The organism is Streptomyces sp. NPDC048196, from assembly GCF_040652715.1.
Taxonomy (GTDB): Bacteria; Actinomycetota; Actinomycetes; order Streptomycetales; family Streptomycetaceae; genus Streptomyces; species Streptomyces siderophoricus.
Map to the genome: position 1 here is coordinate 1 of NZ_JBEZMM010000098.1, position 14,078 is coordinate 14,078.

The window sequence follows — 14,078 nt, forward strand, 5'->3', positions numbered from 1 at the left end:
GCCACTCGCTACGACAAGACCACCGAGTCCTACCAGGCCGCCGTCACCCTCGCCTCGCTCCTGATGTGGGCGTGACATTTGAAGACATCTCCTAGTCCCGCCCCAGGACCACCGTCCCCGACGAGCAGAACCAGCCGCCGGTGCCGGAGGCGACCGCGAGGCGCGGGAGGGTGCCGTCGGGGCGGTAAACCTGGCGGTCCGGGCCGGCCTCGCCGCGGAGCTGGCGTACCGCCTCGACCAGCAGGAACAGCCCGCGCATCCCGGGGTGGCAGGCGGCCAGGCCACCGCCGTCGGTGTTCACCGGCAGCGCGCCGTCCCGCAGCAGCCGCCCCTTCTCGACGAACGCGCCGCCCTCCCCCTTGGCGCAGAAGCCCAGGTCCTCCAGCGTTACCAGGGTCATGTACGTGAAGGCGTCATAGATCTGCGCGAGATCGATCTCGGACGGCCGGACGCCCGCCCGCTCGAAGGCCAGCCGCCCCGAGACCGCCGCCGGCGAGACCGTGAAGTCGTCCCAGTCGGACATGGTGGTGTGCGAGACCGCGGTGCCGGAACCGAGCACCCACACCGGGGGTTTGGCCAGGTCGGGGACGTGATCCTCGGCGACCAGCAGGACCGCGCAGCCGCCGTCGGAGCGGATGCAGCAGTGCAGTTTGGTGAACGGGTCGGCGATCATCGGGCCGGCCAGCACGTCGTCGACGGTGATCGGGTCGCGGTACAGGGCGTCCGGGTTGGCTGCCGCGTTGGCCCGCGCCTGCACCGCTATCTGGGCCAGCTGTTCCGGCGTCGTGCCGTACTGGTGCATGTGGCGGCGGGCGGCCATGGCGTACTTGGCGATCAGGGTGTGCCCGTAGGGGACCTCGAACTGGAGCGGACCGCGGGCGCCGAACGAGAGGTTGGCGGTGCGGCGCCGGGCCTTGAGGTCGGCGCGGGCGGTGGAGCCGTAGACGAGGAGGACCGCCTCGGCGTGGCCCGCGGCGATCGCGTCGGCGGCGTGCGCGGCCATCACCTCCCAGGTGGCGCCGCCCACCGACGTCGAGTCCACCCAGGTGGGGCGCAGTCCCAGGTACTCGGCGACCTCGACGGGCGCGAGGGTGCCCAGACCGGCCGAGGCGAAGCCGTCGATCACCGACCGGTCCAGCCCGCTGTCGGCGAGCGCCCGGCGGGCGGCCTGGGCGTGCAGCGCGTACGGGGTGGCCTCGTCCACCCGGCCGCAGTCGGACAGGGCGACCCCGGCGACGGCCACCTTGCGGTTCCCGGAGTGAGGGCCGGAAGCTGGTGAAGGCATGAATCTGACGGTACATCAGATATGGCGGGTTGCGGCAGGGGCCGTCCGGCCGGACTCCCGGCCGGGCTCGCTCGGCCCCGCCAGCCTTCCCGCCTCGGGAATCGTGCCGCCTGTCTCTGGGAAACTGCGTCCCCGCTCCCTACTATGACGGCCCGTCAGATCGCGTTGGCGCACGCCTACCGGACCCGGCGGGCGTGGTCGTACGGCCGGGAGGAGCCCGCCGATGGATGCCGCGTTCACCGAGGAGCAGCACACAATCCGCCGCACGCTGCGCGCACTGCTGGACAAACGCTGCGGCCCGGACGAGGTCAAGGCGGCGGTGCGTACCCCACCCGGCTACGACGAGGAGCTGTGGCGGGAGCTCGCCGGCCGGCTCCACCTGCCCGGTCTGGCCCTGCCCACCGTGTACGGCGGCGGCGGCCGGGGGCCGACCGAACTCGCCCTGGCCTGCGCGGAGACCGGCCGCACCGTCCTGCCCTCGCCGCTGATCGCCACCGCCGCGCTGGCCGCCCCGTTGATCCTCGCGCTGGGCAGTGAGCGGCAGCGCGCCGGACTGCTGCCGGCCCTCGCCTCCGGCGAACTGACCGGCACGCTGGCCGTGCCGGGCGGCCGGCTCCCCACCGCGCTGGCGCTGACCGGGCCGAACGACGGTGACTGGGCGGGCGGCGGCCGGGCCGGCGGGATCCAGGCGCACAAGGAGGAGGGCGGTACCGGCTGGCGGCTGTACGGGGAGGCCGGGCAGGTGCTGAACGGGCACACCGCCGAGGTGCTGGTGGTGGCCGCGCACACCGGCGGGTTCGCGCGCAGCAGCACCCGGCTCTTCCTGGTCCGGGCGGACGGGGCAGCCGGTGCGGGCGGGGCGGACGGGCTGCGGCGGACCCGGCAGGCCGTGATGGACGAGACCCGGCCGCAGGCCCGGCTCGAACTTCGGGACGTACCGGCCGAGTTGCTGGGCGAGGGGGGTGGCGGGGCGGCGTCCGCGGTCGGCGCGGCACTGGCCGCGACCGGTGTGGCGGCGGCCGCGGCGCTGGCCGTCGAGGCGGTCGGTGCGGCCGGTGCGGCGCTGGCCGGTACCGTCGCGTACGTCAGGGAGCGCGAGCGGTTCGGCCGCCCGGTCGGGTCCTGCCAGGCGGTGCGGCACCGGCTCGCCGACCTCTACGTGACGCTGCAGGCGGCCCGCTCGGCGGCGTACCACGCGGCCTGGGCGGCGGGCCGCGAGCCCCTCGCGGCGGACGGGTCCGGTGGGGCGTACGGGAGCGAGCCCGGAGTGACCGGCCGGGCCGGTGAGCGGGGGGTGGCGGCGCTGGCGCTGGCGCAGGCGCTGGAGGCGCTGCGCGCGGTGGCGGCCGAGGCGGTGCAGTTGCCCGGCGGGATCGGCTTCACCTGGGAACGCGCGGCGCATCTGTACTTCACCCGCGCGGCCGGCGACGAACTGCTGCTGGGCCCGGCGCACCGGCTGCGGGCCCGGGCGGCCGAGGAGGCGGGACTGTTCGCGGGGGCGGGGCGCGGTGCGGGTCGTACGGCGGGTCTGCCGGCGGGGGTGGACGCCTGATGCCGGGGAGGAGTCTCGAACCGTCTAGGGCGGGGGAGGAGCGGCTGATGCGACGGCTGGTGCAGAAGGTGTCCGCGACCCGGACGTTCGCCCGGATCGCCCCGCGCGTCGTCCCGGCCCTGGACGGTCTCGTGCACCGGCTGACCGGGGGCAAGGTGCTGCTCAGCACCCGGATGCTGCCCGGGCTGGTCCTGACGGCGACCGGCGCCCGGAGCGGACAGCCGCGGCGGACACCACTGGCCTGCCTGCCGGAGGAGGGCGGCAGCTGGCTGCTGATCGGCAGCAACTTCGGGCGCCCGGGCCACCCCGCCTGGACCGGAAATCTCCTCAAGTGCCCCGAGGCGACGGTGAGTTGGCGCGGTGAGGAGATCGCCGTACGGGCCCGGCTGCTGCGTGGTGCGGAGCGGGCGCGGGCGTGGCGGGCGGCGCTGGTGTTCTGGCCGCCGTACGCCGCGTATCAGGAGCGGGTGGAGCGGGAGATCCGGCTGTTCCGGCTGGAGCGGCGCTGACCGGTCCGGGGGTGGGCCCTCGGCTACTCGGGCCGGAGGGTGTGCGTTCCGCGTCCACATGCACACAGCGGGTGCCTCGGCACCCCTGGGAGGGGGCGGCCGGCACCCGCTGTGTGTGCGGTACAGCTATGGCAGGACGGATACAGGACCGACGGCGGAACGGGCCCGGATGCAACGGGTCTTGGAGGCGCGGCGCTTCTCGGGCCGCTTCCTCGAAGGGCTGCCGGTTGCCGGGTGCCCGGCCTTCCGGCTCGGGTGGCCTCGTTCGGGTTACTGGCTGGGCCTATGGGTCGGGATGGCTTGCTCGGCTCACCTGGTCGGCTTCTTGCCGGTGATGCCGAAGTGCACCAGCAGTGCCAGGTTGGGCTTGAGCTCGGTCTGCTTCACGCCCCAGCTCTGGAAGCCCTTCTGGTGACTGGCGACCGCCGCGAGCATCGCGACGATCGAGCCGGCCATGGCTGCCGGGCTGACGTCCTTGTCGACCTTGTTCTTGCTCTGGAGCTCCTGGATGGAGTCGGTGAGCGAGTTGGTGACGGCGTTGAGGATCTTCATGCGGATCTTGTAGAACCGCTTGTCGCCCTCGGCGGCACCCAGGTCGACGACGCGCAGAATCGCATCGTTCTTGCGCCAGAAGGAGAGGAAGCCGTCGACCAGCTCCTCCGCCGCCTGCCAGCCGGACTTGCCCACCCAGGAGCGTTCGGCGACAAGATCGGTCAGAGTGGCGCCTTCTTTGGCCATCTCCTCGGCGATTTCAAGGACGGCACCTTCGACGTCCGGGAAGTACTGATAGAACGTAGCGGGCGAAGTCCCCGCTTTTCGGGCCACATCGATGACCTTGACGTCCCGGTAGGGGGACGAACTGAGCATTTCACTGAGGCAGTCGAGAAGCTTTTGCCGCGTCGCCTGTCCGCGGCGGCCGGCCACTCTGCCGTCGACGGTTCGTACTTGTCCTGTCATGCCGTCAGCTTACCGAGGGGTGATCGGAGCGCGATTTGGCTGCCTGCAAATGGGGATGCGGGAGTTCGGCCTGCGCAGCCCCTGTTACCGCACCGGTGGCGAACCCGCTCGTGGTCCTGGCGCGCGGGGCGCGGTGTGGTCCGAACCGGTGAATGCTCTTATCAACAGCCTGTGGACAACTTCGGTGGATAAGCGGTCACGCTCCGTGCAGAAAATGCCGGATGTCGACCGGAATTCTGAATTCCCTTCGCCCGGTACGCACGAACCGGTACTAGCGTGGACATATAGCTGCTGCGGTGGCCCGCAACGACGGCCGGGGGGGAAAGCCGTGCGAAGAATGGACGGACGCTTCGCTTCCGGACCGCTGTTCGTCGTGGATGATCGGTGTGGCCGCGAAGTGGCCCGCACCGCCGCAGAATTGGCCGGCCGTCCCGGTGGTCGAGAACACGGTCGCCAACCCGCCGGTAACCGACCGCCCCTTCGTCTGCCGGTGGACCTGTCCGCGCACGTCAGGCCGGGTGGGGTAACACCGGGTAACGGGCCCGGGGCGGGACGCGGGGGGCATGCCGGGACACGACGGACGGGCCCCGGGTTCGCAACCATCGGCGCGGCCAGGAAGAATCAGCACGCGTACGGCCGTTTCGATGGTCCCCGCCGCAGGCGGGGACACGCTGCACGGGGCAGTGGCTCTCGGCGGCTCGTGGCTTTTGAGAGTCTCTTTTTTACGCCCCACGGGGAGGTGGCAGACAAGTGGTGGAGCAGCTGAAGCAGCTGACGCAGCACGATCCCCGGCGGATCGGGCCGTTCGAGGTGCTCGGCCGACTCGGGGCCGGTGGCATGGGACTGGTGTATCTGGCCCGTTCGGCGTCCGGCCGGCGCGTGGCGATCAAGACGGTACGTACCGAGCTCGCCGAGGACCAGCTGTTCCGGGTCCGCTTCACACGCGAGGTCGAGGCGGCCCGCGCGGTCAGCGGTTTCTACACCGCGGCGGTGGTGGACGCCGATCCGCGCGCGGCGGTGCCGTGGCTGGCGACGGCCTACGTCCCCGCGCCCTCCCTGGAGGAAATAGTCAATGAGTGCGGCCCGCTGCCGGCCCAGGCGGTGCGCTGGCTGGCGGCCGGGATCGCCGAGGCGCTGCAGTCCATCCACGGCGCCGGCCTGGTCCACCGCGACCTGAAGCCGTCCAACGTGCTGGTCGTCGAGGACGGCCCCCGGGTGATCGACTTCGGTATCGCCTCCGGGGTGTCCAACACCCGGCTGACGATGACCAACGTGGCCGTGGGCACCCCCGCCTACATGTCGCCCGAGCAGGCCCGGGACTCGCGCAGTGTCACGGGCGCCAGCGACGTCTTCTCCCTCGGCTCGACGCTGGTCTTCGCCGCCACCGGGCACGCGCCCTTCCACGGCGCCAACCCGGTCGAGACGGTCTTCATGCTGCTGCGCGAGGGCCCCGATCTGACCGGGCTGCCGGACGAACTGCGTCCGCTCATGGAGTCCTGCATGCAGATGGAGGCGGCCCACCGGCCGACCCCCGCCGACCTGCAGTCCCAGCTTGCCCCGCACCTCTTCGGCTCCGGCAGCGACGACAGCGGTACCGCGTCGGCCTGGCTGCCGCCCGGCGCGGTGGCGCTCATCGAGAGCCGGCGCGGCGGCCGCACCGCCGTACCGCAGGACAGCCGGCAGGCGGCCGCCGGGCGCGGCCCGGGCCGTCCCGCGCCCGCCGCACCGCCCCTGCCGCCGTCGCCGCCCCAGGCGCCCGCCCAGGCGCCCGTGGCGGCCCTGCCGCAGCCCGCCCAGGCCCCGCCGCGGCCGGAGAACGCGCCCGCGGGCGCCGCCGCGGACGGCTGGCCCGGCCGGATCGGTGCCGGCCCCGGTGCCCACCGCGGCGGCGATCCGCGCGGTGCCCACCCCGGCCCGATGCCGCAGGCGCAGCCCGCCGCCCTCGGTCCGGACATCTCGACGGCCCGGGTCGCCCCGGTCTCCGCGGCACCGCCCGCCGCGCTCTCCGCGGCGCCCGCGGAGGGCGCCGCCGGACCCGTCCACCTCGGCGGCTCGGCCGCCCCGATAGGGCCGGGGCCGCGCGCCGACACCCGGGAGCCGCAGCCCCGCGGGCAGGCCGGTGCCGCGACGAACTGGGTCCGGCCGCCCGGTGCGGGGCCGGCCGCCGGCGTGCCGCAGCAGGGCGCGCCCGGTGGTGCGCCGTCGCCCGAGGGCGCCGCGGCTCCGGCCGAGGCACCGCCCGCCGACCCGGGCCGCTGGCGCCCCTGGCGGTTCCGGATGTCCAACGACGTCTGGGGCACCCCCGCCGTGGACGGCGAACTGCTCTACGTCACCTCCTTCGAGGTGCACGCGCTCGACGTGGCCAGCGGGCGGCGCAGGTTCAAGACCCGTGATGTCGCCTGGGCGATGGCCGTCGCGGACGGCCGGATCCACGCCTCGGACGGCCCGAGCCTGTACGCGCTGGACGCCACCGACGGCACCGACCGCTGGCGGCTGAACACCGACGGCTGGGTCTACGCCCTCAAGGTCGACCGCGGGACCGTCGTCACCAGCACCCGTGGCGGCGGCGTCCAGGCGTGGGAGGCCGCCACCGGCGAACTGCTGTGGGAGACCACCGGCGTCCAGACCGACTTCGAGACCGCCGAGGCCGGGCCGGTGATCCACGACGGCACGGTGTTCGTCTGGGCCGACGCCCGGCTGAAGGCACTGGAGGCGCGTACCGGCGCGGAGCGCTGGTCGTACCCGGTCGGTGACGCGGCGGCCTGCGGCGGAGTGCCGATGCGGCTGCTGCCGGCGCCGGACGGGGCGGTCTACGTCGTGGCCGGCACCCGGGTGCTGGCGCTCGACATCGCGCGCGGCGATGTGCGCTGGCACTTCGAGGCGCCCGCGGTGTTCCTCAGCCCGCCCGCCTTCGCACCCGGACCGGCGGTCACCGGCGGCGGGGTCTATCTGGCGGACTACCTCGGCACGGTCTACGCGCTGGACCCGGCGGACGGCCGCGACCGCTGGCGGATCGCCACCGAGGCCCGGCAGTCCACCGAACCGGTGCTGGTCGCGCACGGCGCGGTCCACCTGGGCAGCGGCAAGGCGCTCTACACCCTGGACGCGGTGACCGGCACCCCGCGCTGGCGGTTCCAGGCGGGCGCGGAGGTCGTCGGCTCCCCGGTCGTCGCGGAGGGCCGGGTGCACTTCGGGTCGGCCGACCACTGCCTGTACACCCTCGACGCGATGGGCGGCCAGCTGCGCTGGAAGCTGGCGACCGGCGGGGAGATCACCGGTTCGCCGGTGGCGGTCGGCGGTGTGGTCTACGCCTGCAGCAAGGACCGCTGCGTGTACGCGCTGGACGCGGCGAAGGGAACGGGCCAGGCCCGACGGGCCTGAGCCCCGGGCTCAGGCGCCTCCCCGCCCTGCTTCCCCGCCTACTGCCCTACTCCTCGTCCTCCGGAGGGCGGGGCTGCCGCTGCTCCCGGCCCCACTCCACGGGAGGGGTCGGCGGCGGGCGGCGGGCCGGCATGGTCGGCGGCGGCTCGTGTCCGTACGGCTCCTGCTGCGGGCCGCGGGGCTGCTGGGGCGACGGCGGCTGCTGCCGGGCCGGTGGCGGCGGGGGGACCGGCGGCAGCGGCGTGGTGGGGGTGTCGTCGTCGGCGCGGTACGGACCGCCGGAGCGGCCCGGCGGCGGGGGCGGCGGCGCCCCGGTGCCCGCCGGCCCGGCGGTGTACGGCTCCGGGTCCCACTCCTCGGCGCCGGGGCGGCCGGCGTCCCACGGCTCGGGCGGGCCGGGCGGATAGGCCGCGGGCGGGTAGCCGGCCGGCGGACGGGCGCCCGGGGGATAGGCGGAGGGCGCGTCGTAGCGGTCGTCGGGCGGGTAGGGGCCGTACCCGTCGTCGTAGCGGCGGGCGTCGTGGTCGCGGTCGTCGTAGCGCCGGTCGTACCCGCGGTCGTAGACCCGCCGGTCGCGGCCCCGCATGACGAGCGCGCCGAGCAGCAGCAGGGCGCCGCCGCCGAGCGCGTTGGCCACGCCCACGCCCAGTCCGCGGGCGCCGGCGGTCAGTTCGCTCGCCGCCTGGCCCTGGCGCACCATCCACAGGATCGTGAAGCCGAGCACCACCACGCCGGCCACCGCGACCAGCGCCCGGGAGCGCAGCGCGACGCCGATCAGCGCCAGCAGCGCCGCGAAGGCCATGGGCAGCACGACGGACCCGAACAGCGCGGCGCTGTTGGGGGTGATGCCGTTGAAGAGGTCCTCGATCCGGATGTCGCTGCCGTGACGGCCGTCGTACCAGGGACGGAAGGGGCTCCATACGGCGGCCGTCGCTCCGATGAGGGCGATCAGTGACCCGAGAACGTTGCGCACCACGGGCGTCGCCTCGCTTCGGATCGTTCGGTCATCCTCCGTGACCGACGCTACGCCTGCCCCTGGGCACCCGCTAGACAGGTTGGGCCGGACGCGCCCCGGGGCCCGCACGGGGCGTCCCGGGCTCTTGCTAGGGTGCCGTGCACGCGTCAACCCGCAGTCCGGCGGGCCAGAAGTTTCCACGGGGGATGGGCGATCATGAAGCAGCGCATACGCACGGGCACGGCCGGCGACGGTGCCCGCAGGGCGGCGAGGGTGGCGGTGGCCGGCGGGCTGGCACTGGCCGCGGTCGCCACGGTCGGCGGGTGTGCCTTCAGCCGCCCGCGGGTGGCGATGCCGACCGCCCTCGCGAGCCCCAGCGCCACCGGCTACGACTCGACCCCCACGGGCTACCCGACGGACAGCTACTCGCCGTCGTACTCGCCCTCGCCGACCGAGGAGACCTACGACCCGGACGGACGGGCGGACGTCACCGGCAGCAACTGCGACTTCTCCAACTCGCTGCGCCAGTTCACCTACACGGTGTCCATCACCAACCCGTCGACGACCTCCTCGTACTCCTACGACATGGCCGTGAACTGGATGAAGGCCAAGCCGGCCGACGGCAAGGCGTACGGGCTGCACGAGCGGTCCATCATCGTGGGCCCCGGCGCCACCGAGACCTACACCGCCAAGTACACGGTCAACCAGTCCTCCATCGGGCAGTTCTGGTACACCTGCCAGATCACCCGGGCGCACAAGACCAAGATGTAGCCCGGACGTCCCGGCCGCGGCCGGGCCGCAGGGTCATCTGACGAGCGGGGGCGTGCGCTCCTTCCGGGCGGCGAACAGCTCCGCCTGCCGGTCCGGCGGCAGATTGCCCAGCGCGATCAGCGCCGGGGCCTGCGCCCGCGCCTGCGCCCGGCCCGCCTCGTGGGCCGCCCACAGGGCCCGTACGGTGCCCTGGACCGCCTCGGTCGGCTGGGCGGCGAGGGCGGCGGCCCGGCGCAGCGCGACCTCGGCCGCGGCGCCCGGCGCGGTCAGCTCGGAGACCAGGCCGATCGCGTACGCGCGCGGGGCGCCCAGCCGCTCGGCGGTGCCCATCAGGGCCAGCCGCGCGGCCTCCCCGTAGGGCATCCGCTGCGCCATGGTGAGCGACTCGTAGGCGCTGACCATCCCGTAGGTGGTGTGCGGGTCGAAGAAGGTGGAGTTCTCGGAAGCGACGATGAACTCGGCCTCGCCCAGCAGGTAGAAGGCGCCGCCGCAGGCCATGCCGTCGACCGCCGCGATGACCGGCTTCCACAGGTCGTTGGCCTTCGGGCCGATGGTGAGCAGCGGATCGTCGAGGGAGTAGGGCGAGGACGGCTGGGGGACGTCGACCGAGCGGTCGATGCCGGTGCAGAAGGCGCGGCCGCCGGCGCCGGTGACGACCGCCGCCCGTACGGAGTCGTCGCACCGGAACTCCCGCCACACCAGGGCGAGTTCACGGGCGGTGGCCAGGTCGATCGCATTGTGCCGCGCCGGCCGGTCGAGGGTGACCAGCGCGACGCCGTCCTTGACCTCGGTGCGCAGGGTCATGGCCGCTCCAGGACCCAGCGCGGCACGGTCAGGCCTCCGGGCGGCGTGTGGAAGACGGCCTTCACCGGGGCGCCGATCCGCAGCCGGTCCGGGGCGACGGAGTTGAGCGGGGCGTCCGCGGCGGTGACGAGGTTGCCGACGAGGCGGATGCGGGGGGCGTCGGCCAGTTCCACCACGATCGCGTTGTAGCCGGGCAGGTCCGCGTACGCGGGCAGCAGCGGCGGATGCGGGACGACGTACGACCAGATGCGGCCGCGGCCGCTCATCTTTTGCCAGTGGGCGGCGAAGGACTGGCAGTGCGGGCAGCACGGCCGGGGCGGGAAGCGCAGCTCGTCGCAGTCGGCACAGGACTGGACGCGCAGTTCGCCCCGCGCGGCGTACTCCCAGAAGGGGGCGCCGTCGTCGTCGACGACCGGTGTCAGCAGCATCTCAACTCCTCAGCAGAAGCGCGGAGGTGGGCACGCCCTCGCCCGCGGTGACCAGGCAGGTCGCGGCGCCCGGCACCTGTGCGGTGCTGGTGCCGCGCAGCTGCTTGACGCCCTCGGTGATCAGGTTGAAGCCGTGCACATACGCCTCGGAGAGGCCGCCGCCGCCGGTGTTGAGCGGCAGCCGGCCGCCGATCTCCAGGGCGCCGCCTTCCGTGAAGGCCGCGCCCTCGCCGCGCCCGCAGAAGCCGTAGCCCTCCAGGGAGAGCGGGATGAGCGGGGTGAAGGCGTCGTAGATCTGCGCGACGTGCACGTCCTGCGGCCCGAAGTCGGCCTGCTTCCACAGTTGCCGGGCGGCGGTCCAGGCCGGTCCGGTCAGCGGGTCGTCGTTCCAGTAGTTGACCATCCCGTGGTGCTGGGCGGGCAGGCCCTGGGCGGCGGAGTGGACGTACACGGGCCGGTGGCGGCAGTCGCGGGCCCGTTCGGCGGAGACCAGGACGCACGCCAACGCCCCGTCGGTCTCCAGGCAGTTGTCGAAGAGGCAGAGCGGTTCGCTGATCCAGCGGGCGGTCATGTACATCTCGCGGGTCAGCGGGCGGTCGTACATCATCGCGGCCGGATTCTGGTTGGCCCGGTTGCGGCAGGCGAGCGCGACGTGGAAGAGGTGGTCGCGGGTGGCACCGTATTCGTGCATGTAGCGGCGGGCCAGCATGCCGATCTCGTCGGCCGGGCGCAGCAGTCCGAAGGGCCGGGTCCACTGCCCGGGGGTCGGCAGCTGCACCTGGGTGTTCTTCCAGGGCCGCGGTCCCGAGCCGCGCTTGCGGGAGCGCCAGGCGACGCCGACGTGCGCCTGGCCGGTGGCGATGGCGGCGGCCAGATGGGCGACCGTCGCACAGGAACCCCCGCCTCCGTAGCCGACCTTGGAGAAGAAGGTGACGTCCCCGGCGCCGATCGCCTTGGCCGTCTCGACCTCGTCGGTCTCCTCCATGGTGTACGAGGCGAAGGCGTCCACCTCCGAGGCGGCGATCCCGGCGTCGTCGAGTGCGGCGACGATCGCCCGGCAGGCCAGCGTCTTCTCCGAATCCTGGAGCCGTTTGGCGAACGGGGTCTGTCCGATGCCGGCTATCGCCGTCGCGTCCTTGAGGGTCGCCCCCATCGCCACCTCCGGGGTCCGTCGTCCGTACTGACAGCCGAGGAGGCTACCGCTAATCTGACGGGTAGTCAGCTACCGGGCGGCCACCGGTCTCCGGTCGGCGGCCGGAACTTCTTCCGCGGGAGGCAGTGCGATGGGCGACGACGCGGCGGTGCGGGCGGACCTGGAACACGGCACCATTCCCCGCCTGGTGCGCGCCGCCGCCCGGCGGTACGGCCCCCGGGAGGCGGTCGTCGAGGGCCGCACCCGGGTGACCTACGCGGAACTCGGCGCACGCGTCGAGCGGGCGGCCGCCGCCTGCCTCGCCTCCGGAATCACGCCCGGCGACCGGGTCGCCGTCTGGGCGCCCAACACCCTCGACTGGATCGTCTCGGCCCTCGGCGCGGTCACCGCCGGCGCCGTCCTCGTCCCCGTCAACACCCGCTTCAAGGGCACCGAGGCCGCCGACCTCCTGCACCGCACCCGCGCCCGGCTGCTCTTCGTCACCGGCACCTTCCTCGGCACCTCCTACGTGGCCGCCCTGCGCCGCGCGACTGCGGAGACCACCGGCGGACTCCCGCACCTGGAACAGGTGGTGGTGCTCTCGGACAGCGCCCCCGAGGGCTACCGGACCTGGAAGGACTTCCTCGCCGCCGGCGACCGCATCACGAACGAAGAGGTCCGGCACCGCGCCGACGAGGTGCGGCCCGACACCCCCTCCGACATCATCTTCACCTCGGGCACCACCGGCCGTCCCAAGGGGGCCGTCATCACCCACGAGCAGACCCTGCGCTGCTACGGCATCTGGAGCGAACTGGCGGGCCTGCGCGCGGGCGACCGCTACCTGATCGTCAACCCGTTCTTCCACACCTTCGGCTACAAGGCGGGCATCATCGCCTGCCTGCTCCGGGGCGCGGTGATGGTGCCGCAGCCGGTCTCCAGCGTGGACACCACACTGGCCAACCTCGCCGCCGAACGGATCTCGGTGCTGCCCGGCCCGCCCACCCTGCACCAGTCCCTCCTCGACCACCCGGCCCGCGGCACGCACGACCTGAGCGCGCTGCGCCTGGTGGTGACCGGCGCGGCCGTGGTGCCGCTGCAACTCGTCGAGCGGCTGCGCGGCGAACTGGGCGTCCGCACGGTCCTGACGGCGTACGGGCTCTCCGAGGCGAGCGGCCTGGTCACGATGTGCCGCCGCGACGACGACCCGGCGGTCATCGCCGCCACCTCGGGCCGCGCGATCCCCGACACGGAGGTACGGGTCCTCGCCGGACCGGGCGAGCCCGGCGAGGTGCTGGTGCGCGGCCACCAGATCATGCGCGGCTACTTCGAGGACCCGGAGGAGACCGCCAAGGCCGTGGACGCCGACGGCTGGCTGCACACCGGCGACGTCGGCGTCCTCGACCCGGCGGGCAACCTCCGGATCACCGACCGCATCAAGGACATGTTCATCGTCGGCGGCTTCAACGCCTACCCCGCTGAAATAGAGCAACTCCTCGGCCGCCACCCGGACATCCTCGACGTCGCCGTCATCGGCATCCCCGACCCCCGCCTCGGCGAGGTCGGCAAGGCATACGCGGTCCGCCGCCCCGGCGCGGCCCTCACCGCGGACGACCTGATCGCCTGGTCCCGCCGCGAAATGGCCAACTACAAGGTGCCACGCGAGGTCACCTTCGTGGCCGAACTGCCGCGGAACGCCGGCGGGAAGCTGTGCAAGCGGGGGTTGGTTTGATTCCCACGTACTTGGCTGTCCCGCCGCGGGAGTTGCTCGCCGTTGCGCGCTTTGCGGCGCCGCGCACGTGGCTGTCTGCGGCGCCGCGGGTCGTCTCGCCGTGGCGCTTTGCGGCGCCCCGCACGTACCCGTCTGTCCCGCCGTGGGGCGTCTCGCCGTTGCGCCTGCGGCGGGCTGGGTTTGTGGTGGGTGCGGTGACGGGCCTGCGGGGCCGGTTGTGTGGGCTGCTGTCGCTTTACGTCCACACAACCGGCCCCTCCGGCCCGTCCCCTCCCGTTGGGGGAGTGTGCGGGTGAGTGGGGGCGCGCGTTGTCGAGGATGCACCTGGTGTCGCCGGTCAGTGGGAATACCGCCCCTCGCCTGCCGAGTTGTGGCCCTGCAGGGGGCCCTCGCAACCCTTACGGGATCTGTTCGACCCACCCCTACGGGTCCGCAGGCCCCCTTGTACCCCCAACGCTCACCCCCACCGCCCTCTTCCCACTTCCCCAACGGGAGGGGACGGGCCGGAGGGGCCGGTGTTTGGGACGTAAAGCGACAGCAGACCCAAAACCCCCCCCCCCGGGCCCCCCCCCCCC

10 protein-coding genes and 1 pseudogene are annotated in these 14,078 nt (G+C 73.7%); 5 read left to right on the forward strand and 6 right to left on the reverse strand.

Annotation, left to right across the window (positions count from 1 at the left end; genetic code table 11):
* Positions 1 to 91: 91 nt before the first annotated feature.
* On the reverse strand, positions 92 to 1,285 hold the full coding sequence (locus AB0E02_RS38815) for an acetyl-CoA acetyltransferase (protein ID WP_362149370.1): 1,194 nt from the start codon (positions 1,283 to 1,285) through the stop codon (positions 92 to 94).
* 223 nt (positions 1,286 to 1,508) lie between these two features.
* Here AB0E02_RS38815 and AB0E02_RS38820 point away from each other — a divergent pair, with 223 nt between their 5' ends.
* The gene (locus tag AB0E02_RS38820; protein WP_362149373.1) at positions 1,509 to 2,837 is read left to right on the forward strand and encodes an acyl-CoA dehydrogenase family protein; all 1,329 of its coding nucleotides are present in this window, start codon (positions 1,509 to 1,511) and stop codon (positions 2,835 to 2,837) included.
* 47 nt (positions 2,838 to 2,884) lie between these two features.
* Entirely contained in the window at positions 2,885 to 3,346 is a 462-nt protein-coding gene (locus tag AB0E02_RS38825; RefSeq protein WP_362149376.1) for a nitroreductase/quinone reductase family protein, read from the forward strand.
* A gap of 309 nt (positions 3,347 to 3,655) precedes the next feature.
* On the opposite strand, the gene AB0E02_RS38830 is transcribed toward AB0E02_RS38825, so the two are convergent.
* Positions 3,656 to 4,303, reverse strand: a complete 648-nt coding sequence (locus tag AB0E02_RS38830) for a TetR family transcriptional regulator (protein WP_362149379.1) — start codon at positions 4,301 to 4,303, stop codon at positions 3,656 to 3,658.
* A gap of 750 nt (positions 4,304 to 5,053) precedes the next feature.
* Between AB0E02_RS38830 and AB0E02_RS38835 the strand changes: the two genes are divergently transcribed.
* Complete coding sequence (locus AB0E02_RS38835; protein ID WP_362149382.1) at positions 5,054 to 7,684, forward strand: PQQ-binding-like beta-propeller repeat protein; 2,631 nt, start codon at positions 5,054 to 5,056, stop codon at positions 7,682 to 7,684.
* Between the two features lie 568 nt (positions 7,685 to 8,252).
* On the opposite strand, the pseudogene AB0E02_RS38840 reads toward AB0E02_RS38835, so the two are convergent.
* A pseudogene (locus AB0E02_RS38840) lies at positions 8,253 to 8,660 on the reverse strand (hypothetical protein); the annotation flags it as partial.
* A gap of 195 nt (positions 8,661 to 8,855) precedes the next feature.
* Between AB0E02_RS38840 and AB0E02_RS38845 the strand changes: the two are divergent.
* Positions 8,856 to 9,410, forward strand: coding sequence for a hypothetical protein (locus AB0E02_RS38845; protein WP_362149385.1), 555 nt, complete (start codon positions 8,856 to 8,858; stop codon positions 9,408 to 9,410).
* Between the two features lie 33 nt (positions 9,411 to 9,443).
* Here AB0E02_RS38845 and AB0E02_RS38850 read toward each other — a convergent pair whose 3' ends face one another.
* From AB0E02_RS38850 to AB0E02_RS38860, 3 genes are read right to left on the reverse strand one after another with little or no spacing between them, the layout of a single operon-like run.
* On the reverse strand, positions 9,444 to 10,214 hold the full coding sequence (locus AB0E02_RS38850; protein ID WP_362149388.1) for an enoyl-CoA hydratase/isomerase family protein: 771 nt from the start codon (positions 10,212 to 10,214) through the stop codon (positions 9,444 to 9,446).
* A complete protein-coding gene (locus AB0E02_RS38855; RefSeq protein ID WP_310728813.1) occupies positions 10,211 to 10,642 on the reverse strand; it encodes an OB-fold domain-containing protein in 432 nt (143 codons plus the stop codon). The genes AB0E02_RS38850 and AB0E02_RS38855 overlap by 4 nt, the downstream gene beginning before the upstream one ends.
* A gap of 1 nt (position 10,643) precedes the next feature.
* A complete protein-coding gene (locus tag AB0E02_RS38860) occupies positions 10,644 to 11,795 on the reverse strand; it encodes a lipid-transfer protein (RefSeq protein ID WP_362149391.1) in 1,152 nt (383 codons plus the stop codon).
* A 130-nt stretch (positions 11,796 to 11,925) separates the two neighbouring features.
* Here AB0E02_RS38860 and AB0E02_RS38865 point away from each other — a divergent pair, with 130 nt between their 5' ends.
* Positions 11,926 to 13,503: a FadD3 family acyl-CoA ligase gene (locus tag AB0E02_RS38865; protein WP_362149394.1), complete on the forward strand. Its 1,578-nt coding sequence runs from the start codon at positions 11,926 to 11,928 to the stop codon at positions 13,501 to 13,503.
* Positions 13,504 to 14,078 lie beyond the last annotated feature (575 nt).

What these genes read in the sequence shown, in the direction of transcription:
- AB0E02_RS38815 (WP_362149370.1), bottom strand. Translation starts at nt 1,285, where the DNA reads ATGCCTTCACCAGCTTCCGGCCCTCACTCCGGGAACCGCAAGGTGGCC.
- AB0E02_RS38845 (WP_362149385.1), top strand. Translation starts at nt 8,856, where the DNA reads ATGAAGCAGCGCATACGCACGGGCACGGCCGGCGACGGTGCCCGCAGG.
- AB0E02_RS38830 (WP_362149379.1), bottom strand. Translation starts at nt 4,303, where the DNA reads ATGACAGGACAAGTACGAACCGTCGACGGCAGAGTGGCCGGCCGCCGC.
- AB0E02_RS38865 (WP_362149394.1), top strand. Translation starts at nt 11,926, where the DNA reads ATGGGCGACGACGCGGCGGTGCGGGCGGACCTGGAACACGGCACCATT.
- AB0E02_RS38825 (WP_362149376.1), top strand. Translation starts at nt 2,885, where the DNA reads ATGCGACGGCTGGTGCAGAAGGTGTCCGCGACCCGGACGTTCGCCCGG.
- AB0E02_RS38850 (WP_362149388.1), bottom strand. Translation starts at nt 10,214, where the DNA reads ATGACCCTGCGCACCGAGGTCAAGGACGGCGTCGCGCTGGTCACCCTC.
- AB0E02_RS38855 (WP_310728813.1), bottom strand. Translation starts at nt 10,642, where the DNA reads ATGCTGCTGACACCGGTCGTCGACGACGACGGCGCCCCCTTCTGGGAG.
- AB0E02_RS38820 (WP_362149373.1), top strand. Translation starts at nt 1,509, where the DNA reads ATGGATGCCGCGTTCACCGAGGAGCAGCACACAATCCGCCGCACGCTG.
- AB0E02_RS38860 (WP_362149391.1), bottom strand. Translation starts at nt 11,795, where the DNA reads ATGGGGGCGACCCTCAAGGACGCGACGGCGATAGCCGGCATCGGACAG.